Origin of the sequence: Sulfitobacter sp. W002 (assembly GCF_025142135.1) — a bacterium.
GTDB classification, from domain to species: Bacteria; Pseudomonadota; Alphaproteobacteria; order Rhodobacterales; family Rhodobacteraceae; genus Sulfitobacter; species Sulfitobacter profundi.
On the sequence record NZ_CP081126.1, the window covers coordinates 2,845,724 to 2,863,698 of the forward strand.

The window sequence follows — 17,975 nt, forward strand, 5'->3', positions numbered from 1 at the left end:
AGCCCGCCTTGGTGAGTGTCACTCTGACCCGACCATAACAACACAGCGAGGTAAGACGCCATGGCCTTTGATCTGGTCACGATTCCCTGTCTGTCGGACAATTACGCTTTCCTGCTGCGCGACCATGACAGCGGCAAGGTGGCGCTGATCGACGTGCCCGAAGCGGCACCCATCATGGCAGAGCTGGACCGCCGGGGCTGGACGTTGAGCCAAGTCTGGTTGACCCACCACCACCCCGACCACGTCCAAGGGCTGGCCGAGGTTCTGACCCGCTTCCCCGCCGAGGTGATTGGGGCCGAGGCCGACGCTCACCGCCTGCCCCCGCTAGACCGCGACGTGGCAGAAGGCGACACCGTTGAACTTGGCGCGCTAAAGGCCGAGGTGCTGGATGTCTCGGGCCACACCGTCGGCCATATCGCCTTTCACGTGCTGGATGCCAAAGCGGCCTTTACCGCCGACAGCCTCATGGCGCTTGGCTGTGGCCGCCTGTTCGAAGGCACGCCCGCGCAGATGTGGGACAGTCTGCAAAAGCTGGCCGCCCTGCCCGGCGATACGACGATCTGCTCCGGCCACGAATATACCGCCGCCAACGCAAAATTCGCCCTGACCGTTGATCCGCAAAACCCCGCGCTTATATCAAGGGCCAAGGACATCGACAGCGCCCGCGCCAAGGGGCAGCCGACCGTCCCCTCACCGCTTTCACTGGAACTAGAAACCAATCCCTTCCTGCGCCCTGCCGACCCGGCCATTCGCGCGACATTGGGGATGCCAGACGCCACCGACACAGAAGTGTTCACCGAAATCCGCAGGCGCAAAGACCAGTTCTGAATGCCTGCAATCATGGCCCAAAGTCCTCGCTCACGGCAAATGTGACCGATTCGGACCAGAATCTTCTTGAAGATGGGCGATGATCAACCAAACTCTAATACTATCAGGCCATGGTCGGACCGGGGCCTGAGATATCTCAGCACCTCACCGACCCCGATCGAAAAGGAGCACGCCCGTGCCTTCATTCTCGACTACACTTGAGCAGGCAATCCACGCGGCCCTCGCGCTGGCAAACGCCCGCCGCCACGAATTCGCAACGCTCGAACATCTGCTGCTGGCCTTGCTCGACGAACCCGACGCCGTGCAGGTCATGAAAGCCTGTTCCGTTGATGTCTCTGACCTGCGCGAAACGCTGGTCGAATTCGTCGACGATGATCTCAGCAACCTGATCACCGACATTGACGGTTCCGAAGCGGTGCCCACGGCGGCCTTCCAGCGCGTGATCCAACGCGCTGCGATCCACGTACAATCCTCGGGCCGGACCGAAGTGACGGGCGCGAACGTGCTGGTCGCCATCTTCGCCGAACGTGAAAGCAACGCCGCCTACTTCCTGCAAGAACAGGATATGACCCGCTATGACGCGGTGAACTTCATCGCCCACGGCGTCGCCAAAGACCCGGCATATGGTGAATCCCGCCCCGTCACAGGCGCACCGGAAGCCGAAGAAGAGGCGCAAGGCGTCACTGATGGCGACAAGAAGGAATCCGCGCTGGCAAAATACTGCGTGGACCTTAATGCCAAATCCCGCGAGGGCGATATCGACCCGCTGATCGGCCGCGAGGGTGAGGTTGAGCGCTGCATTCAAGTGCTCTGCCGCCGCCGCAAGAACAACCCGCTGCTGGTGGGTGATCCAGGCGTGGGCAAAACCGCCATCGCCGAGGGGCTGGCACGCAAGATCGTCGCCGGAGAAACGCCTGAGGTTTTGGCCAACACCACGATCTACTCGCTCGACATGGGCGCACTGCTCGCAGGCACCCGCTACCGCGGTGATTTCGAGGAACGGCTTAAAGCTGTCGTGACCGAGCTGGAAGAACATAAAGACGCAGTGCTTTTCATCGACGAGATCCACACCGTTATCGGTGCCGGTGCTACCTCGGGTGGCGCGATGGATGCCTCCAACCTGCTGAAGCCTGCGCTTCAGGGGGGCAAACTGCGCACCATGGGCTCCACCACCTATAAGGAGTTCCGCCAGCACTTTGAGAAGGACCGCGCGCTAAGCCGCCGTTTCCAGAAGATCGACGTGTCTGAGCCTTCGGTCGAAGATGCCACCAAGATTCTCAAAGGTCTGAAACCCTATTTCGAAGAGCATCACAGCGTCAAATACACCTCCGACGCGATCAAGACCTCCGTCGAACTGGCGCACCGCTACATCAATGACCGCAAGCTGCCTGACTCAGCGATCGACGTGATCGACGAAGCGGGTGCCGCACAGCATCTCGTGGCCGCCTCCAAGCGCCGCAAGACCATCGGCACCAAGGAGGTCGAGGCCGTGGTGGCCAAGATCGCCCGCATCCCGCCGAAAAACGTCTCCAAGGACGATGTGGTGGTGTTGAAGGACTTGGAAAGCTCGCTCAAGCGGGTGGTCTTTGGTCAGGACGATGCCATCGTGGCGCTGTCTTCGGCCATCAAACTGTCCCGCGCGGGCCTGCGCGAGCCGGACAAACCCATCGGCAACTACCTCTTCGCCGGACCAACCGGTGTGGGTAAAACCGAGGTGGCCAAGCAACTGGCGGATACGCTGGGTGTGGAACTGCTGCGCTTCGACATGTCGGAGTATATGGAGAAACACGCCGTCTCTCGTCTGATCGGCGCGCCTCCGGGCTATGTCGGTTTTGACCAGGGTGGCATGCTGACCGATGGCGTGGACCAGCATCCGCACTGCGTGCTGCTGCTCGACGAGATGGAGAAGGCGCATCCGGATGTCTACAACATCCTGTTGCAGGTGATGGACCACGGCAAGCTCACGGATCACAACGGCCGCACGGTGGATTTCCGCAATGTGGTGCTGATCATGACCTCCAACGCTGGCGCTTCCGAGCAGGCGAAAGAGGCCGTGGGCTTTGGCCGCGAACGTCGCACCGGTGAAGACACCGCGGCGATCGAGCGGACCTTCACGCCGGAGTTCCGCAACCGTCTCGATGCCGTCATCAGCTTCGCGCCGCTGCCAAAATCGGTGATCCTGCGGGTGGTCGAAAAGTTCGTGCTGCAACTCGAAGCGCAACTGATGGACCGCAACGTGACCATCGAACTCAGCAAGAAGGCCGCCGAATGGCTTGCCGACAAGGGCTACGACGACAAGATGGGCGCCCGTCCCTTGGGCCGCGTGATCCAAGAGCACATCAAAAAGCCGCTGGCCGAGGAACTGCTCTTTGGCAAACTGGCCAAAGGCGGTGTGGTCAAGGTTGGCGTCAAGGACGACGCGCTGACGCTCAAGGTCTTGGGCACAGAAAGCAAGCGCCTGTCAGGTGATCGGCCCCCGCTGCTCACCGCGGAATGATCACACGGGCCGCGCTGGCCCTGATCCTCTCCTCCGCCAGCCCTGCGCTGGCGGAGGATGTGCAACTGGCCTTTCCGCTGGATTGCACCCTCGGGCAGGATTGCCACATCCAACAGTATATGGACCAAGACCCAAGTGCTGCGGCGCACGATTACCGCTGTTCGGGGCTGACCTATGACGGCCACAAGGGCACCGATTTCGCCCTGCCCGACCGCGCAGCGATGGCAGCAGGTGTCACCGTTCGCGCAGCGGCGGCTGGCGTGGTCAAAGGGCTGCGAGACGGCATGGCCGATGGCGCGCCACTCTCGGAAGTCCAAGGGCGCGAATGCGGCAACGGCGTGGTGATCGACCTCGGCCGCGGGTGGGAAACCCAGTATTGCCACCTGAAACGCGGCTCGCTGCGCGTGACGGAAGGGCAAGAGGTCGCTGTCGGCGACGCTCTCGGGCTGGTCGGCCAGTCTGGCAAGGCCGCCTTCCCGCATCTTCACCTTTCGCTGCGCCACAATGGCAATCCGGTTGATCCATTCGCCCCCGAAGGCAACGGCTGCGAGGAACCAGCTGTGTCTCTCTGGCAAGACACCCCGCCCTACCGCCCCGGCGGGCTGATCGCGCTCGGCTTTGCAGACCGCATTCCCAGCTATGATGAAATTAAGGCGGGCGATGCCAATCACGACACCCTGCCCACGGATGCGCCTGCCTTGGTCATCTACGGCTACAGCTATGGCACCCAAAGGAACGACGTGCTGCGCCTCAGCCTTGCGGGGCCAAGCGGCACCGTGATCGAAAGGGATGTGGTGCTAGAGAAACCGCAGGCGCAGTCATTTCGTGCCATCGGCAAGCGCGCCGCCGCCGGAACATGGCCCGCCGGGCGCTATCGCGGCACGGTAGCCCTGCTGCGCGATGGCCGGGTGATTGACGAAAAGACCGGCGCGTTGACGCTGCAATAGACCGGCTTTCCCCCGCTCACTTTTCGGTAAATTTAAGCTCGATCCGCCGGTTCTGCGCCCGCGCGGCTTCGGTATTGCCCTCGGCCACGGGCTGGTACTGGCCAAAGCCATTGGCCGCCAAACGATCCGGCGCGATGCCAAGGAAGTTGACCATATATTTGACCACCGACAGCGCCCGCGCTTGGCTCAACTCCCAATTGTCCGCGAACGCCCCAAAGCCGGAAAGCGGCACATTATCGGTATGGCCATCGACCCGGATCACCCAGTCGATCTCTGCCGGGATCTCGTCCACCACGCTGCGCAGAATGCCCGCCACCTTGGCAATCTCGCCTTGCCCGTCTTGGCTCAGCACCGCACTGCCCGGCCCGAAAAGCACCTCGGAAGAGAAGACAAAGCGGTCGCCTTCGATCCGCACGCCCTCTTGATTGCCCAGAAGGTCACGCAACCGGCCAAAGAATTCCGAGCGGTACTGGGCGAGGTTCTTGCTCTCCTCCTCCAGCCGCTTGCGCTCTGCCGCTTCGAGCTCGGCGCGACGCCGTTCCTCTGCCGCCACCCGTGCCAGCGCGGTGTTCAACTCGGACCCGAGCGATTGCAACTCAACCGATCTCGCCGCATCCCGCGCCACCGCATCGTCGAGCAGCGCCTGTAGATTGCCCAGTTGCGCGCGCAGTTCCGCGACCTGCTGGTTCAGCAATTCGGTTTGCCGCTGCGCCTCGGCGCTTACCGCCTTCTCGTCGGCCAAGGTCGCTTCGGCCTGCGCCAGTAGGGCGGCGCGGCGCTCGGCGGCGGTGGTCTTGTCCTCGGCCAGCGTTTCAGCGGCAAGCTTTGCCGCCAGCGCCTGCGCCAGACGTTCGCGCAGATCCGACTGGGAGCCGCTCAGCGCTTCGCCCTCTTGTTCAAGGCTCTGCACGCGGGCCAGCGCCTCGGCCAAGCGGGTATTCAACGCCTGCTCGGTCACCTCTGCCTGTGCCAGTTGTGCGCGCAGGTCCTCTTCGGTGCCCTCTGCCGCGTCCAACTCTTCGGCCAGCGCGGCGCGCTCGGCCTCCAGACCTGCACCGCTTTGTTCAGCCGTCTCCAACCTCAGCAGAGCTGCGGCGAGTTCGCTGTCCAGATCGCTTCGCGCCGCGCGGGCTGCGGCCAGCAAGGTTAAGGTGTCTTCGGCCTTCTTGCGCTGCGCCTCAAGCGAGAGGGTCATGGCCGTCAATTCCGCATCCGCATCCTCAAGCCGGTCGCGCAATGCCTGCGCCGCTGCGGCTTCGGCCAGACGGGCGGCTTCCTCGGCGCTGAGGGCCTCTTCGGCCTCTAATACCTCGGCATTGAGTGCTGCGACCTCCGCCTCGGTTTCAGCGTTTTGGGCCCGCAGATCGGCCACCAGCGCATCCAACGCCTCGCGCTTTGCAGCGGCCAGCCGGGCCGTTTCCGCCTGCGCGTCGATCTCTTCCCGCGCGGTGCTCAGGGCGAGGTTCAGCGCCTCTTGCTCATCCAGCAGCGCGGCTTCGCGGTCTTCCAAGCTGCCGATGCGCGCCTGATCTTCGGCCTGCGAAGCCAGAAGGGCCGCCACCCGCGCCTCGAACCCGGTGATCTCGGCCTCGGCGGCCTGCAACGCGGCCTCTTGGGCGTCGCGTTCAGAGGTCAGCCCGGCGATCACCGCTTCTTGGCGCGACACCTCATCGCGGGCATCGTTCAGTGAGGCATTCAGTGCCCCAAGCCGGGCTTCCAGCCGCGCGGTGGTGCGTTCCTCGACGCCAAGCGCTTGGGCAAGGGCCGCGACCTCCCCGGCCAATTCGTTCAACTCACTCTCTTGGCCGCTGATGCGTTCGGTCAGGACGAATTGCACGACCATAAAGATCGTCAGCACGAACATCAGAACCAGCAAAAGCCCGGTCATCGCATCGACGAACCCCGGCCAGATCGAGCCCTGAAACCGTGCGCCTGTCCGCCGGGAAAGTGCCATTACTGGTCCCCGCCACCGGGGACATCGCCGGCCCGCAGGCGACGGGCCTCAGGCGCGCGCTGCCCGGAAAGCGCCTTGGCCAGCAGTGAGATATCCTTGCGGAATTCGGCCATCGTCTCTTGCCGCCCGGCAGAAATCTCTTCGAGAATACGCAGCATCTGCACGTCGATTGAGCGCAGCCGCATCCGGCTCTCCGCGTCGATCCCTTCGCCCGCCACCTGCCCTTCGAGCACGGCAATCAACCGGTCTTGCCCGTCGGCCACCCGATCAAGCGCGCTGTTCGTCGTCGTGTCATGCTCCATCCGCGTGGTCATCCGGTCAACGGCATCGGCAAGCTTGCCCAGCTTGTCGTCGACCATGGCGCGGCTTACGTCGGATTGGGTGAACATCTGCTGCATCTCGGCCATCTGTTCGACCATCTGGTCCATCACGCTGGCCATGATGTTTTGGTCGCCCACATCGTCGCCCGAGGTCAGCCCGACCCGCGTGATGGAGCTCAGCCAATCTTCCAACTCTTGGTAGAAACGGTTCTGCCCATGGCCCGCGAAAAGCTCCAGCAGCCCGACGACGAGAGAACCCGCAAGCCCCAAAAGCGACGAGCCAAAGGCCACGCCCATGCCGCCCAACTGCGCCTCAAGCCCGGTCATCAGGCGGCCAAAGACATCAACGCCCGCCTCCCCCTCGCCGGGGGCGAGCGAGCGGATCGTGTCGACCACAGCAGGCACGGTCGTGGCAAGCCCGTAGAAGGTACCGAGAAGACCAAGGAAAATCAGCATGTTGACGATATAGCGCGTGATCTCGCGCACCTCGTCGATGCGTGAGGCGACAGAGTCGAGGATCGACCGGGTCGAGGCTGTGCTGACCTGCATCCGCGCACCGCGCTGGCGCAACAGCGACGCCAAAGGCGCCAGCAACTGTGGCGGTTGCGCGTCGGGTTCGGCGTTGTCGGCGGCGAAATCCTCAATCCAGCGGACCGAGCCGATCAGCTGCGTCACCTGATAGAAACAGGCCAGCACGCCGACGACGAAAACAAAGATGATGACCCCATTAAGCCATGGGTTCGCGGCAAAGATCGGCAGCACACTGGGCAGGGCCAAAAAAGCGCCCACGCCGGTCAATGCCAATACGATCAGCATCAGAGAAATCTGACGCACCGGTTGTGAAAACTGCGGTTTTGCCTTGCGGTCTGGCTGTGCCATGCGGCCTTTCCTGACCCTCTATTCTGCTCTTGGCGCAGCTTACACTGAAACGGCGCGGAGTTGCCAAGTTTTTATGAGGCCAAAGCCTTTACGCGATCATGCAACCACTCCAACGCGGGGTCATGCAAGCCCACTTCGGAAAGATGCACGGCAGTGTTGATTAAATACTCGGTATTTGGCCCGCGGCCGCCTACGGCGCGGGCAATGATCTGGGCCTGTTCTTCCAGTGGCAAGCCGCCGCAATATTGGTCATGCGCCGCGTCGATCACATAGGTCACCGCCTCCACGTCGCGGCCGTCGGTCAGATGCACGGTGAGGTTTTTCTCGACATAGGCCGAGGAGATCAGCTCACGTTCGCGCAGATAGTCCAGCGTCTGCGCCTCCTGCCCCGGAGCCACGCGCATCGCCATGCCTTCGCAGGCCGAGCGGACAGATTCGTCGAGCGCCAGCACCAGCCCAGGCTGTTCGACCGTGCCACGGTGATGGATCGAGCGCATGCAGAACGACCGCGCATAGCCCGGCAGCGTGGCGATCACGCTTTCCGCCACCTCAAAACCCGGGTTCCACAAAAGGCTGCCATAGCCAAATACCCACATTGTCATCCTGCTGGTCCTTTCTGCTGGCCTTCGGTAAACCGCATCTGAAGCACGATTTGAAGGGCTATCGAAATGCGGAAACTGGTTTGGCTGCTGATTGTGCTCGCCGTACTTTGGGGCGCGTGGTGGGCCACTGCGACGACGCAGATGCAAAGCACCCTGACCGGCCTGCTCGACAGCCGCCGCGCGGCGGGGTGGGAGGTCACGCTCAAGGACATCAGCAAATCGGGATTCCCCCTCTCCTTGCAAAACCGGCTGAGCGGGCTTGCCGTGGCGGCTCCCGCCCGCGGCTTGGCATTTGAGGCCCCGCAGCTTGATCTTTCCGCCCCGGTCTGGTGGCCCGGCGACCTTTCTGCGCGCGCTTCGGTTGCAAGCGCCGCGCTGCCTGCGGGTGCGCTGCCCTTGACGCTGAACATACGCGACCTGCGTGCCGATCTGGCGCTGCACCCCGGGACCACGCTTCAACTAGAAGCGATTGAGCTCCGCAGCACGCATCTTGAGGTCAATGGCCCCGACGGGCTGTTGCTGGAAGCCGAAGAGCCCCGGATGCGGGTCACGCAATCTTCGGGCGCGGCGCGGGACTATGACATTGCCTTGCTGCCCGGCGGCATCACCCCCGGCCCGCTGCTGCGCAAGGTTCTGGGGGACGGCGCGGTACAGCCCGGCGGGCAGCCGATCCTGTCTGCGCGGATGGCCGTGACCTTGGCCCGCCCGCTGGATCGTCACAGCGCGGTGGCGGGCACCCTGCCGCAGATCGACGCGCTGACGGTTGAGAATATCGATGCAGCGTGGGGCGACGTGGCTCTGGGCGCCGAAGGCGCGCTGACCTTTGATGCCGAGGGCATTCCCGACGGGGTGCTGAGCCTACGTGTCACCAATTGGTCCAAACTGCTTGATGCGGGCGAACGTGGGGGCTTCCTGCCGCCCTCCATGCGCGGGCAGGTGAATACCATGCTGCGGTTGTTGGAGGCGCGGGGCAGCACGCCGGGCGGTCTGGATCTTGATCTGGTCTTTGCCGATGGGCAGATGGTCCTTGCGGGCCTTCCGCTTGGCCCGGCACCGCGATTGATCCAGCCCTAAGCGGCCCTTAGCGGCAGTAGCTGCCGCTGCGATACCGCGCCGTGTCGAAATGGAAATGGTCTTGGTGATAGCGGTCCGCTTCTGGCCCAAGCACCGTGCCGAACGGCCCGCAAGCGCCCCGGTGCATCCGCCGCATCGCCTTGCTGCTGCGGCGGGCGCGCCAGCCTTTCAACACGGTGATCAAGCTGCCGTCCGCCAGTTCAAACCCGGAGATATCAATCGCGCGGCCCTTACCGTGCTCGGATATCTTGCCGCCTTTGCGGTTGTTCCGCGTCCGGCAAGCGTAATGCGCCGCGACCTTTAGCTCTTTCAGCCCACCGCCGTGCCCCGCCAAAGCGGGCACCGCCGACTGGCGCACCCATGTGTCCAGCGCCTTGGCCGTGGTGCAATCCATCACCGCGGCATTGCTGAGCTTGATGCCTGAGACGGAGCGCACTTTGACCGCGTTCTCGACCCCGCAACCGTTGATCTTGCCGGGCACCCGGCCCACCGGCGTGCCCTGTATTGCCAAGTCTCCGCAGACCGCGCCCTTGGCCAACATCTGCCGACGTGCGCGGGCGGCTTTCTCGATCTTGCGGCTGCGCAGCGCGGGGCGAAGCGAGGTTTCCATCCCCCGCCCCCCTTCAGCGGCAGCACGGGCGGCGGGGTCACGCTTGGGCTGTTCAATCGCGCCCGAGGGCACGACGATCAGCGGCAAGGTATCACCATTGTCCCGCGGGACCGGGCGTTGCGAACTGTCCGGCCCCGCAGCGAGGGCGACTTGCCCCAGCACGATCAGCGGCAGGACAGCCCAGCCCTTCATGACTTGCGTGCCCCTCGGCCAAAGTCGGGCGCGTCGGTGTCCTGCCCCGCCTCGATAATGCCGCGCCGGATCGCGCGGGTGCGGGTAAAATAGGCGTGCAGATGATCGCCGTCGCCGGTGCGGATCGCGCGTTGCAGGGCGAAAAGCTCTTCGGTGAAGCGGCCAAGGATCTCCAGCGTGGCGTCCTTGTTGGTCAAGAACACATCGCGCCACATGGTTGGATCGCTCGCTGCGATGCGCGTGAAGTCCCGAAAACCGGCGGCGGAATATTTGATGACCTCGCTGTCGGTAACCCGGCGCAGATCGTCGGCCACGCCCACCATCGTATAGGCGATGAGATGCGGCGCATGAGAGGTGACCGCAAGCACCAGATCGTGATGCTCGGCGTCCATCTCTTCTACATTGGCACCCGCCCCTTCCCACAGCGCGCGCAGCCGGGCGATGGCGTCCTTATCAGTCCCCTCGACCGGGACCAGCAGACACCAACGGTTGTCGAAAAGCTCGGCAAAGCCGCTGCGCGGACCGGAATGCTCGGTTCCTGCCAGCGGGTGCGCGGGGATGAAATGCGCGCCTTCGGGCAGATGCGGCCCCACCTGCGCGATCACATCGGCCTTGACCGAGCCTACATCCGTCACCGTGGCACCGGGGGCCAGATGCGGCGCGATTTCGGCGGCGACGGCCCCCATGACGCCCACCGGTACGCAGAGCACCACCAAATCGGCGCCCTTAACGGCTTCGGCGGCGCTGTCGCAGACGCGGTCGCAGAGGCCGATCTCGCGCGCCGTGGCGCGGGTCTCGTCGCTGCGGGCATAGCCGGTGACTTCGCCCGCCAGCCCGCCGCGTTTCATTGCCCAGAAAAGCGATGAGGCGATCAGCCCCAGCCCGATCAGAGCGACCCTGTCATAGACCTGAGCCATCAGCTGCCCCCCTTGAACTGCCGCACCGCATGGACCACCCGGCGGCAGGCGCTTTCGTCGCCTACGGTGATGCGCAGGCAGTTGGGCAGGTTGTAGCCCGCCACCCGGCGCACGATCAGACCTTGGGACTTGAGGTAGTCGTCGCAGGCTTCCGCCTTGGCCTGATTGGCGAAACGGGCCAAGACAAAATTGGCTAGCGATACATCCGAAGGCACGCCGATCTCGGCCAGCGCATCGGCGAGCCATGTGCGCCAGCGGGCGTTCTCGGCCCGGCAGTGGTCGGTATAGGCGCGGTCGCGGATCGCGGCCTCGGCAGCGTTGAGTGCGGCCTGCGAGAGGTTGAACGGCCCCCGCACGCGGTTTAGGACGTCGATCACATGGGCGGGTCCATAGCCCCAACCGATGCGCAGACCGCCCAGCCCGTAGAGCTTGGAAAAGGTGCGCGTCATCACCACGTTATCGCGCCGGTCCACCAGTGCGGCCCCGCCGTCGTAGCCCTCGACATATTCGGCATAGGCCCCGTCGAGCACCAGAAGCGCCTGCGGCGGCAGCCCCTCGGCCAGCCGTTCGATCTCGGCCAGACCGATCATCGTGCCGGTGGGGTTGTTGGGGTTGGCGATGAACACCAACCGCGTCGCATCGGTACAGGCGGCGAGGATGGCATCTACATCCGTCACCCGCTCACGCTCGGGTACCTCCACGGGCGTGGCGCCCGCGGCGAGGGCAGAGATGCGGTACATGGCAAAGCCGTGTTCGGTGTGCACCACTTCGGTCCCCGGTCCGGCATAGGCTTGGCAAAGGAAGGCGATGATTTCATCCGAGCCCGCGCCGCAGATGATCCGCCCCGCATCAAGGCCCAATACCTCGGCGATGGAGGCGCGCAGCGCGCTGTGATCGGAAGACGGGTAGCGATGCAGATCATAGGCCGCGCGGCGGTAGGCTTCGACGGCGGCGGGGCTGGGCCCCAGCGGGTTTTCGTTCGAGCTGAGTTTGACCACATTATCAAGGCCCGCGACATGCGCCGCACCCCCTTGATAAAGGTCAATCTCCATAATGCCCGGTTGCGGTGCGATCTGTGTCATCTCGCTCTTTCCTCACGCTACTGCCGCCCTTCTATCGGGGCCGCAGCGGTGATGCCAGAATCATTCTGCATCCGCGCCTGCCCCGGACAGGCTGTTGCATTGCTGCGCCCCGGCCCGGCCCCGCGCAAAGAAAAAGGCCGCGCGGTGTGCACCACGCGGCCTTTCGATTGTCGACTGGCGAAGAAACTTAGTTCTTCGCGTAGAATTCCACGACGAGGTTCGGCTCCATCACAACCGGGTATGGCACGTCGGACAGGCCGGGTGTGCGCACGAAGGTTGCTGTCAGCTTGGAGTGATCCGTCTCAAGGTAGTCAGGCACGTCACGCTCGGGCAGCTGAACCGCTTCGAGAACGGAAGCCAACTGCTTGGAACGGTCACGCACTTCGACCACGTCACCCTCTTTTACGCGGTAGGAGGGGATGTTCACTTTCTTGCCGTTCACACGAACGTGGCCGTGGTTCACGAACTGGCGCGCAGCGAAAACGGTCGCGACGAACTTGGCGCGGTACACAACGGCGTCCAGACGACGCTCAAGCAGACCGATCAGGTTTTCACCTGTATCGCCTTTAACACGCTCGGCTTCGCCATAGATGCGGCGGAACTGCTTTTCGGTCAGGTCGCCGTAGTAGCCCTTGAGCTTCTGCTTGGCGCGCAGCTGGATACCGAAATCGGAAATCTTGCCTTTACGGCGCTGACCGTGCTGGCCGGGGCCGTATTCACGACGGTTCACCGGGGACTTCGGACGGCCCCAGATGTTTTCGCCCATGCGGCGGTCTAGTTTGTGCTTGGCAGCTGTGCGTTTTGTCACGGCTGTTCTCCTTTATAAGGCCCCGAGGGGCGGTAAAGGGCGTTGTCCTTTGGCCGAAGCCCGACAGGCTTCCCCTTGCGGGGTCCACCAACACCAATGAAGGGGCGCTTATACGGTGCCGTGGCGGGGAGTCAACGGGGGATTTCAGCAGGGGCAATACGCCCTGCCCTAACGCGCCATCGCTGCACAGGGGCCGTGGCGGTGGCAGGTCAGAATATGATCGTTCACCAGCCCGCAGGCCTCCATCCACGCATAGGTGATCGTCGGCCCACAGAACTTGAAACCGGCTTTCTTCAGGTCTTTGCTCACCTGTTCTGATAGCGCGGTTTTCGGCGGCACCTCAGCCTGTGTGGCAAAGCCGGGCTGCAAGGGCACCCCGTCCACATAACGCCACATGAAGCTGTCAAAGCCCTCGCGTGCCTCAAGCTCCTGCCAAGCACGGGCATTGGTGATCGCGGCCTCAATCTTGCCCCGGTGCCGGATGATGCCCGGATCGCCCAGCAGGCGCGTGACATCCGCCTCGCCCCACTCGGCAATCAGATGCGGATCGAACCCGGCAAAAGCCGCCCGAAAATTATCGCGTTTTTTAAGGATCGTGATCCAGCTTAGCCCGGCCTGAAATCCGTCGAGGATCAGCTTTTCCCAAAGCGCGCGGCTGTCATATTCGGGCACGCCCCATTCGGTGTCATGGTAGGCTTGGTAAATCGGGTCCTCCCCGGCCCAGTCACAGCGCTGCATCTTTGCGTCTCCTGCCCGTGATCCACCGCGGAAAACGCCGCTGATTAAGACCGTGTTATCACCTTTGCGCCCATACCCACGGCAGGACAGAAAGAAGAGTACTGCCGTGCCCCGTCGATTCCAACGCCCTATCGCCGATATCCCCCCCGGAGGGGACAGCCCGCTTAACCATGCGGTAACGCAGCGCGATGCCGCGACCCTAGAAATGGTGCGCGACGCCGTGGCGCACCGTCAGACCCTGCTGGCCTTTCAGCCGGTCATGCGGGCCAGCGATCCGACGTCCATCGCCTTTCACGAGGGGTTGATCCGCCTGCTGGATCCCACAGGCCGCGTGATCCCGGCCAAGGATTTCATGCCAACGATTGAGGATACGGAAACCGGGCGGCAGGTGGATGTTCTGGCCCTGCGCCTTGGCCTGAACGCGCTGCACCACCACCCCGGATTGCGGCTGTCGATCAATATGTCGGCCCGTTCCATCGGGTATCAGGAATGGACCCGCGTCTTGCGCCACTGGCTGGCCCGCGACGCGACCTTGGGCGAACGGCTGATTCTAGAGATTACCGAAAGCTCGGCCATGATGGTGCCGGAACTGGTGGCGAACTTTATGGATCAATTGCAGCCCTATGGCATCTGCTTTGCCATGGATGATTTCGGCGCGGGGCAAACCGCGATCCGCTATTTCAAGGATTTCTACTTCGACATCCTGAAACTTGACGGACAGTTCATTCGGGGCATCGCGACGAACCCCGACAACCGCGCCCTGACCGCCGCGCTGATGTCGATCGCCACACATTTCGACATGCTCACCGTGGCCGAATGCGTGGAGAACGCGGCCGACGCAGCGGTCCTGGTCGAGATGGGTGTCGACTGCTTACAAGGTTACCATTTTGCCGCCCCCACGACCCGGCCCGCCTGGCTTGGGGGCGACCACATGCGCGCCACAGGCTAACCGCATAAAAAGGGTAACGCCATGTCGGCAGCGTGGCGCTGCCTGCTCAGTTGCCGCATTGCAGCGCATCCGCTATCACTACCTCAGAGGGACGGGAGCGCCCACGCCCGACGATGGCGCGTGTCGGTGTGCCCCCGCCCAACAAGGTAGAGGAAAGTCACATCATGACCAATGTCGTCATCGCATCCGCCGCCCGTACCGCCGTGGGCAGTTTCGGCGGGGCGTTTGCCAATACACCCGCCCATGATCTTGGTGCCGCCGTTCTGAAGGAACTGGTGGCTCGCGCCGGGGTGGACCCATCCGAAGTCTCCGAGACCATTTTGGGGCAGGTGCTGACCGCCGCCCAAGGCCAGAACCCTGCGCGTCAGGCACATATCAATGCGGGCCTGCCGAAAGAAAGCGCCGCTTGGGGCATCAACCAAGTCTGCGGCTCGGGCCTGCGCGCCGTGGCATTGGCGGCCCAGCACATCCAACTGGGTGATGCGAACATCGTCGCCGCTGGCGGTCAAGAGAACATGACCCTCAGCCCCCACGCGCAGAACCTGCGTGCGGGTCAGAAGATGGGCGATCTGCAGTTCATCGACACGATGATCCGCGACGGCCTGTGGGATGCGTTCAACGGCTACCACATGGGCCAAACCGCCGAAAACGTCGCTGAAAAATGGCAGATTTCCCGCGACCAGCAGGATGAATTCGCCGTCGCATCGCAAAACAAGGCCGAGGCCGCGCAGAAAGCTGGCAAATTCGCGGATGAGATCGTCGCCTACACGATCAAAACCCGCAAAGGCGAGACTGTCGTCGATCAGGACGAATACATCCGCCATGGGGCCAGCATGGAAGCCATGCAAAAACTGCGCCCTGCCTTTACCAAGGATGGCTCGGTTACAGCGGCCAACGCTTCGGGCCTGAACGACGGCGCAGCGGGTGCCCTTTTGATGAGCGCAGAAGATGCCGAAAAGCGCGGCATCACCCCGCTGGCGCGCATCGCCTCCTATGCCACGGCAGGTCTCGACCCGTCGATCATGGGCGTCGGCCCCGTCTATGCTTCGCGCAAGGCGCTGGAGAAAGCCGGTTGGAAACCAGAAGACCTCGACCTTGTGGAAGCCAACGAAGCCTTCGCCGCGCAGGCCTGCGCCGTGAACAAGGAAATGGGCTGGGATCCGGAAATCGTGAACGTCAACGGCGGTGCAATCGCGATCGGGCACCCAATCGGCGCCTCCGGTGCGCGCGTGCTCAACACTCTGCTGTTCGAAATGCAGCGCCGCGGGGCCAAAAAAGGTTTGGCGACGCTGTGTATCGGCGGCGGTATGGGTGTTGCCATGTGTCTTGAGCGCCCCTAAGACTACATTTGGCGCGCAACTTTATTGCGCGCCAAAACATGCAATTGCAAGAACATTACCTTGAGGGAGGGATTACATGTCACGCATCGCTTTGGTCACCGGGGGAAGCCGCGGTATTGGCGCGGCTATTTCGACCACGCTAAAGGACAAAGGCTATACCGTCGCCGCCACCTATGCGGGCAATGACGAAGCCGCCGCGAAATTCACCGAAGAGACCGGCATCAAGACCTATAAATGGAACGTGGCAGATTACGACGCCTCCAAAGCCGGGATCGAACAGGTCGAGGCCGATCTTGGCCCCATCGAGGTGGTTGTCGCCAACGCAGGCATCACCCGCGATGCGCCTTTCCACAAGATGACCCCCGATCAGTGGAACGAGGTCATCGCCACCAACCTCACCGGGGTGTTCAACACGATCCACCCGGTCTGGCCCGGCATGCGTGAGCGGAAGTTCGGCCGTGTCGTCGTGATCTCTTCGATCAACGGCCAGAAAGGTCAGTTCGCCCAAGTGAACTATGCCGCGACCAAGGCGGGCGATCTGGGCATCGTAAAGTCATTGGCCCAAGAGGGCGCGCGCGCAGGCATCACCGCGAATGCGATCTGCCCCGGCTATATCGCGACCGATATGGTCATGGCCGTGCCCGAGAAGGTCCGCGAAAGCATCATCGCGCAGATCCCCGCAGGGCGTCTGGGGGAGCCTGAGGAAATCGCCCGCGCCGTGGCCTTCCTCGTCTCTGACGACGCGGGCTTCATCAATGGTTCGACCATCTCAGCCAATGGCGCGCAATTCGTCGTTTAAATCGACACAAGCATGGAATCGAAAAGGCCAGCCCCTCGACGGGCTGGCCTTTTTCATTGCGGCGGGAGGGGCCGTTCACCCGTCACGCTCAGTATCGCTTCTGGCATCCCCCTGCCCTAGACAAAGGCTGCCGCCCCGCCCCAGCGAAACGACAGCCCTCGAATGAAAATCTCAATTCACGGGGTGAGAGTCAGCTCGACAGGCGGCTAATCTCCTCCTTCAGGCGCAGTTTTTCCTTCTTCATGGAAGCCACTTGTAAATCGTCCATACCGGGGGCGCGTTGCGCGGTTTCCACCGCCTCACTCATCGCCTGATGCTTGCGCTTCAGGGTGTCCAGATGTGCGTTCAAAGCCATACAATCCTCCATGATTGGTGTGTGGAATTTCAGTGGACCACAGCGCGACCCACAAGTCACGCAGCACCGCAGCATAGGGGTGAAGTTGGTAAAAAAACGCTTAAGAAGTAGGATAAGTCAGCGGCGCGCCGCGACGCAGGACCGCTTCGATTTCCGGCACATAGCTGTTGCCATCCGCCTCATGCCGCGCGCCAAGGTGCATAGCGTAGCTGTGATAGAGCCGAAAAGCACCGCGGCCATTCTTGCGGGCACGCAAAAGAATCAACTCCGGCATCCGCCCCGCGCGCGAGGCCAGAGGCAGCACTTCGATCGATCCCATCTCATGCGGAAGGGCGGCCAGAATCTCGGGCAGCCGTTCTGCGCGGTGGATAAAATGTGCCTGCCCTTTGGGTTTGAGCCGCCGCGCCGCGGTGCGAACCCATTGCCGCAGGGGCGTGGCTTCGCCCAAGGCGGTCTCTCGCCCCGGATCGCGGGACTGAACCGAGGCGGCCCGGTCGAAATAGGGCGGATTGGCCAGAACGTGGTCAAATTGTCGCTGCCGCAGATGCAGGGGCATGTCGGTCAGATCGGCCTCGACCACCTCCAGCGCCGCGCCGCCATTACGTCGCGCGAGTTCGGCATAGGCAGGTTGCAGCTCACACCCCGTCAGCGCCAGCCCCGGCACCCGCGCGCCCAGACAAAGCACCGCCGCACCGACCCCACAGCCCAATTCCAGCACGCTTTGCCCCGCCGTGGCCTCAATGCTCGCGGCCAGCAAAACAGGGTCCACCCCGGCGCGGTAGCCCCGCCCCCGGCGCGGCTGCCAGAGGTGCAGCTTGCCGCCCAGAAAGGCGTCACAGGTCAGGTCATCTTCGGCGAAACGGGTCACAGCCCCAGCGGAATCTCATTGTCGCGCATCACCCGCAAAGCGGCGTCATGGTCATCGGGGTGCACCATCAAGCGGCGCGGGAAAATCCCGATGCCGCCTTCGAGCACGCTCATGTTTACGTCCATTTCAAAGCAGTCTATATCCTCCCCCTTAAGAAGGGCGGTGGCAAAGGCGATGATGGTCATGTCGGTGCTGCGCAAAAGTTCCTTCATATCA

General features: G+C 63.1%; 18 protein-coding genes. 7 read left to right on the plus strand and 11 right to left on the minus strand.

The features are described from left to right. Positions 1 to 60: 60 nt before the first annotated feature. From gloB to K3758_RS14020, 3 genes are all read left to right on the plus strand, one after another. A complete protein-coding gene (gloB, locus tag K3758_RS14010) occupies positions 61 to 828 on the plus strand; it encodes a hydroxyacylglutathione hydrolase (protein ID WP_259946033.1) in 768 nt (255 codons plus the stop codon). 175 nt (positions 829 to 1,003) lie between these two features. Then, positions 1,004 to 3,325 (plus strand): ATP-dependent Clp protease ATP-binding subunit ClpA, encoded by a 2,322-nt coding sequence (gene clpA, locus K3758_RS14015; protein ID WP_067629557.1) that lies wholly within the window; start codon positions 1,004 to 1,006, stop codon positions 3,323 to 3,325. After that, positions 3,322 to 4,272 carry a M23 family metallopeptidase gene (locus tag K3758_RS14020; RefSeq protein WP_259946035.1) on the plus strand — a complete coding sequence of 317 codons (951 nt, stop codon included), beginning with the start codon at positions 3,322 to 3,324 and terminating at the stop codon, positions 4,270 to 4,272. The genes clpA and K3758_RS14020 overlap by 4 nt, the downstream gene beginning before the upstream one ends. Positions 4,273 to 4,288: 16 nt before the next feature. On the opposite strand, the gene K3758_RS14025 is transcribed toward K3758_RS14020, so the two are convergent. The 3 genes from K3758_RS14025 to K3758_RS14035 form a co-directional block, all read right to left on the minus strand. Beyond that, positions 4,289 to 6,226 carry a peptidoglycan -binding protein gene (locus K3758_RS14025; protein ID WP_259946037.1) on the minus strand — a complete coding sequence of 646 codons (1,938 nt, stop codon included), beginning with the start codon at positions 6,224 to 6,226 and terminating at the stop codon, positions 4,289 to 4,291. Then, positions 6,226 to 7,425 carry a biopolymer transporter ExbB gene (locus K3758_RS14030; protein WP_067941511.1) on the minus strand — a complete coding sequence of 400 codons (1,200 nt, stop codon included), beginning with the start codon at positions 7,423 to 7,425 and terminating at the stop codon, positions 6,226 to 6,228. Before K3758_RS14030 ends, K3758_RS14025 begins: the two co-directional genes overlap by 1 nt. Before the next feature lie 71 nt (positions 7,426 to 7,496). Next, complete coding sequence (locus tag K3758_RS14035) at positions 7,497 to 8,027, minus strand: gamma-glutamylcyclotransferase (RefSeq protein WP_067629545.1); 531 nt, start codon at positions 8,025 to 8,027, stop codon at positions 7,497 to 7,499. A gap of 66 nt (positions 8,028 to 8,093) precedes the next feature. On the opposite strand from K3758_RS14035, the gene K3758_RS14040 reads away from it, so the two are divergent. Next, positions 8,094 to 9,101 carry a DUF2125 domain-containing protein gene (locus tag K3758_RS14040; protein WP_259946041.1) on the plus strand — a complete coding sequence of 336 codons (1,008 nt, stop codon included), beginning with the start codon at positions 8,094 to 8,096 and terminating at the stop codon, positions 9,099 to 9,101. Positions 9,102 to 9,108: 7 nt separating this feature from the next. Here the strand turns inward: K3758_RS14040 and K3758_RS14045 are convergent, their stop codons facing one another. The 5 genes from K3758_RS14045 to K3758_RS14065 all read right to left on the minus strand — a co-directional run bounded on the left by K3758_RS14045 (position 9,109) and on the right by K3758_RS14065 (position 13,448). Further along, a complete protein-coding gene (locus tag K3758_RS14045; protein ID WP_259946043.1) occupies positions 9,109 to 9,903 on the minus strand; it encodes an extensin family protein in 795 nt (264 codons plus the stop codon). Further along, the gene (locus K3758_RS14050; RefSeq protein WP_067942762.1) at positions 9,900 to 10,820 is read right to left on the minus strand and encodes a prephenate/arogenate dehydrogenase family protein; all 921 of its coding nucleotides are present in this window, start codon (positions 10,818 to 10,820) and stop codon (positions 9,900 to 9,902) included. The genes K3758_RS14045 and K3758_RS14050 overlap by 4 nt, the downstream gene beginning before the upstream one ends. Then, entirely contained in the window at positions 10,820 to 11,902 is a 1,083-nt protein-coding gene (gene hisC / locus K3758_RS14055; RefSeq protein ID WP_259946046.1) for a histidinol-phosphate transaminase, read from the minus strand. The genes K3758_RS14050 and hisC overlap by 1 nt, the downstream gene beginning before the upstream one ends. A gap of 187 nt (positions 11,903 to 12,089) precedes the next feature. Beyond that, a complete protein-coding gene (gene rpsD / locus K3758_RS14060; RefSeq protein WP_259946049.1) occupies positions 12,090 to 12,710 on the minus strand; it encodes a 30S ribosomal protein S4 in 621 nt (206 codons plus the stop codon). 168 nt (positions 12,711 to 12,878) lie between these two features. Continuing rightward, on the minus strand, positions 12,879 to 13,448 hold the full coding sequence (locus K3758_RS14065) for a DNA-3-methyladenine glycosylase I (RefSeq protein WP_259946050.1): 570 nt from the start codon (positions 13,446 to 13,448) through the stop codon (positions 12,879 to 12,881). A gap of 106 nt (positions 13,449 to 13,554) precedes the next feature. On the opposite strand from K3758_RS14065, the gene K3758_RS14070 reads away from it, so the two are divergent. The 3 genes from K3758_RS14070 (at position 13,555) to phbB (ending at position 16,536) form a co-directional block, all read left to right on the plus strand. Next, the gene (locus tag K3758_RS14070; RefSeq protein WP_259946051.1) at positions 13,555 to 14,397 is read left to right on the plus strand and encodes an EAL domain-containing protein; all 843 of its coding nucleotides are present in this window, start codon (positions 13,555 to 13,557) and stop codon (positions 14,395 to 14,397) included. 164 nt (positions 14,398 to 14,561) lie between these two features. After that, positions 14,562 to 15,737 carry an acetyl-CoA C-acetyltransferase gene (locus K3758_RS14075; RefSeq protein WP_259946052.1) on the plus strand — a complete coding sequence of 392 codons (1,176 nt, stop codon included), beginning with the start codon at positions 14,562 to 14,564 and terminating at the stop codon, positions 15,735 to 15,737. Positions 15,738 to 15,813: 76 nt separating this feature from the next. Continuing rightward, positions 15,814 to 16,536, plus strand: coding sequence for an acetoacetyl-CoA reductase (gene phbB / locus K3758_RS14080; RefSeq protein ID WP_067942768.1), 723 nt, complete (start codon positions 15,814 to 15,816; stop codon positions 16,534 to 16,536). Between the two features lie 190 nt (positions 16,537 to 16,726). Here the strand turns inward: phbB and K3758_RS14085 are convergent, their stop codons facing one another. The 3 genes from K3758_RS14085 to K3758_RS14095 all read right to left on the minus strand — a co-directional run bounded on the left by K3758_RS14085 (position 16,727) and on the right by K3758_RS14095 (position 17,971). After that, the gene (locus tag K3758_RS14085) at positions 16,727 to 16,891 is read right to left on the minus strand and encodes a YdcH family protein (protein ID WP_082849498.1); all 165 of its coding nucleotides are present in this window, start codon (positions 16,889 to 16,891) and stop codon (positions 16,727 to 16,729) included. A 100-nt stretch (positions 16,892 to 16,991) separates the two neighbouring features. Next, positions 16,992 to 17,759, minus strand: coding sequence for a tRNA1(Val) (adenine(37)-N6)-methyltransferase (locus K3758_RS14090; RefSeq protein WP_259946056.1), 768 nt, complete (start codon positions 17,757 to 17,759; stop codon positions 16,992 to 16,994). Continuing rightward, positions 17,756 to 17,971 (minus strand): DUF2007 domain-containing protein, encoded by a 216-nt coding sequence (locus K3758_RS14095; RefSeq protein WP_259950110.1) that lies wholly within the window; start codon positions 17,969 to 17,971, stop codon positions 17,756 to 17,758. Before K3758_RS14095 ends, K3758_RS14090 begins: the two co-directional genes overlap by 4 nt. Between the last annotated feature and the right edge of the window lie 4 nt (positions 17,972 to 17,975).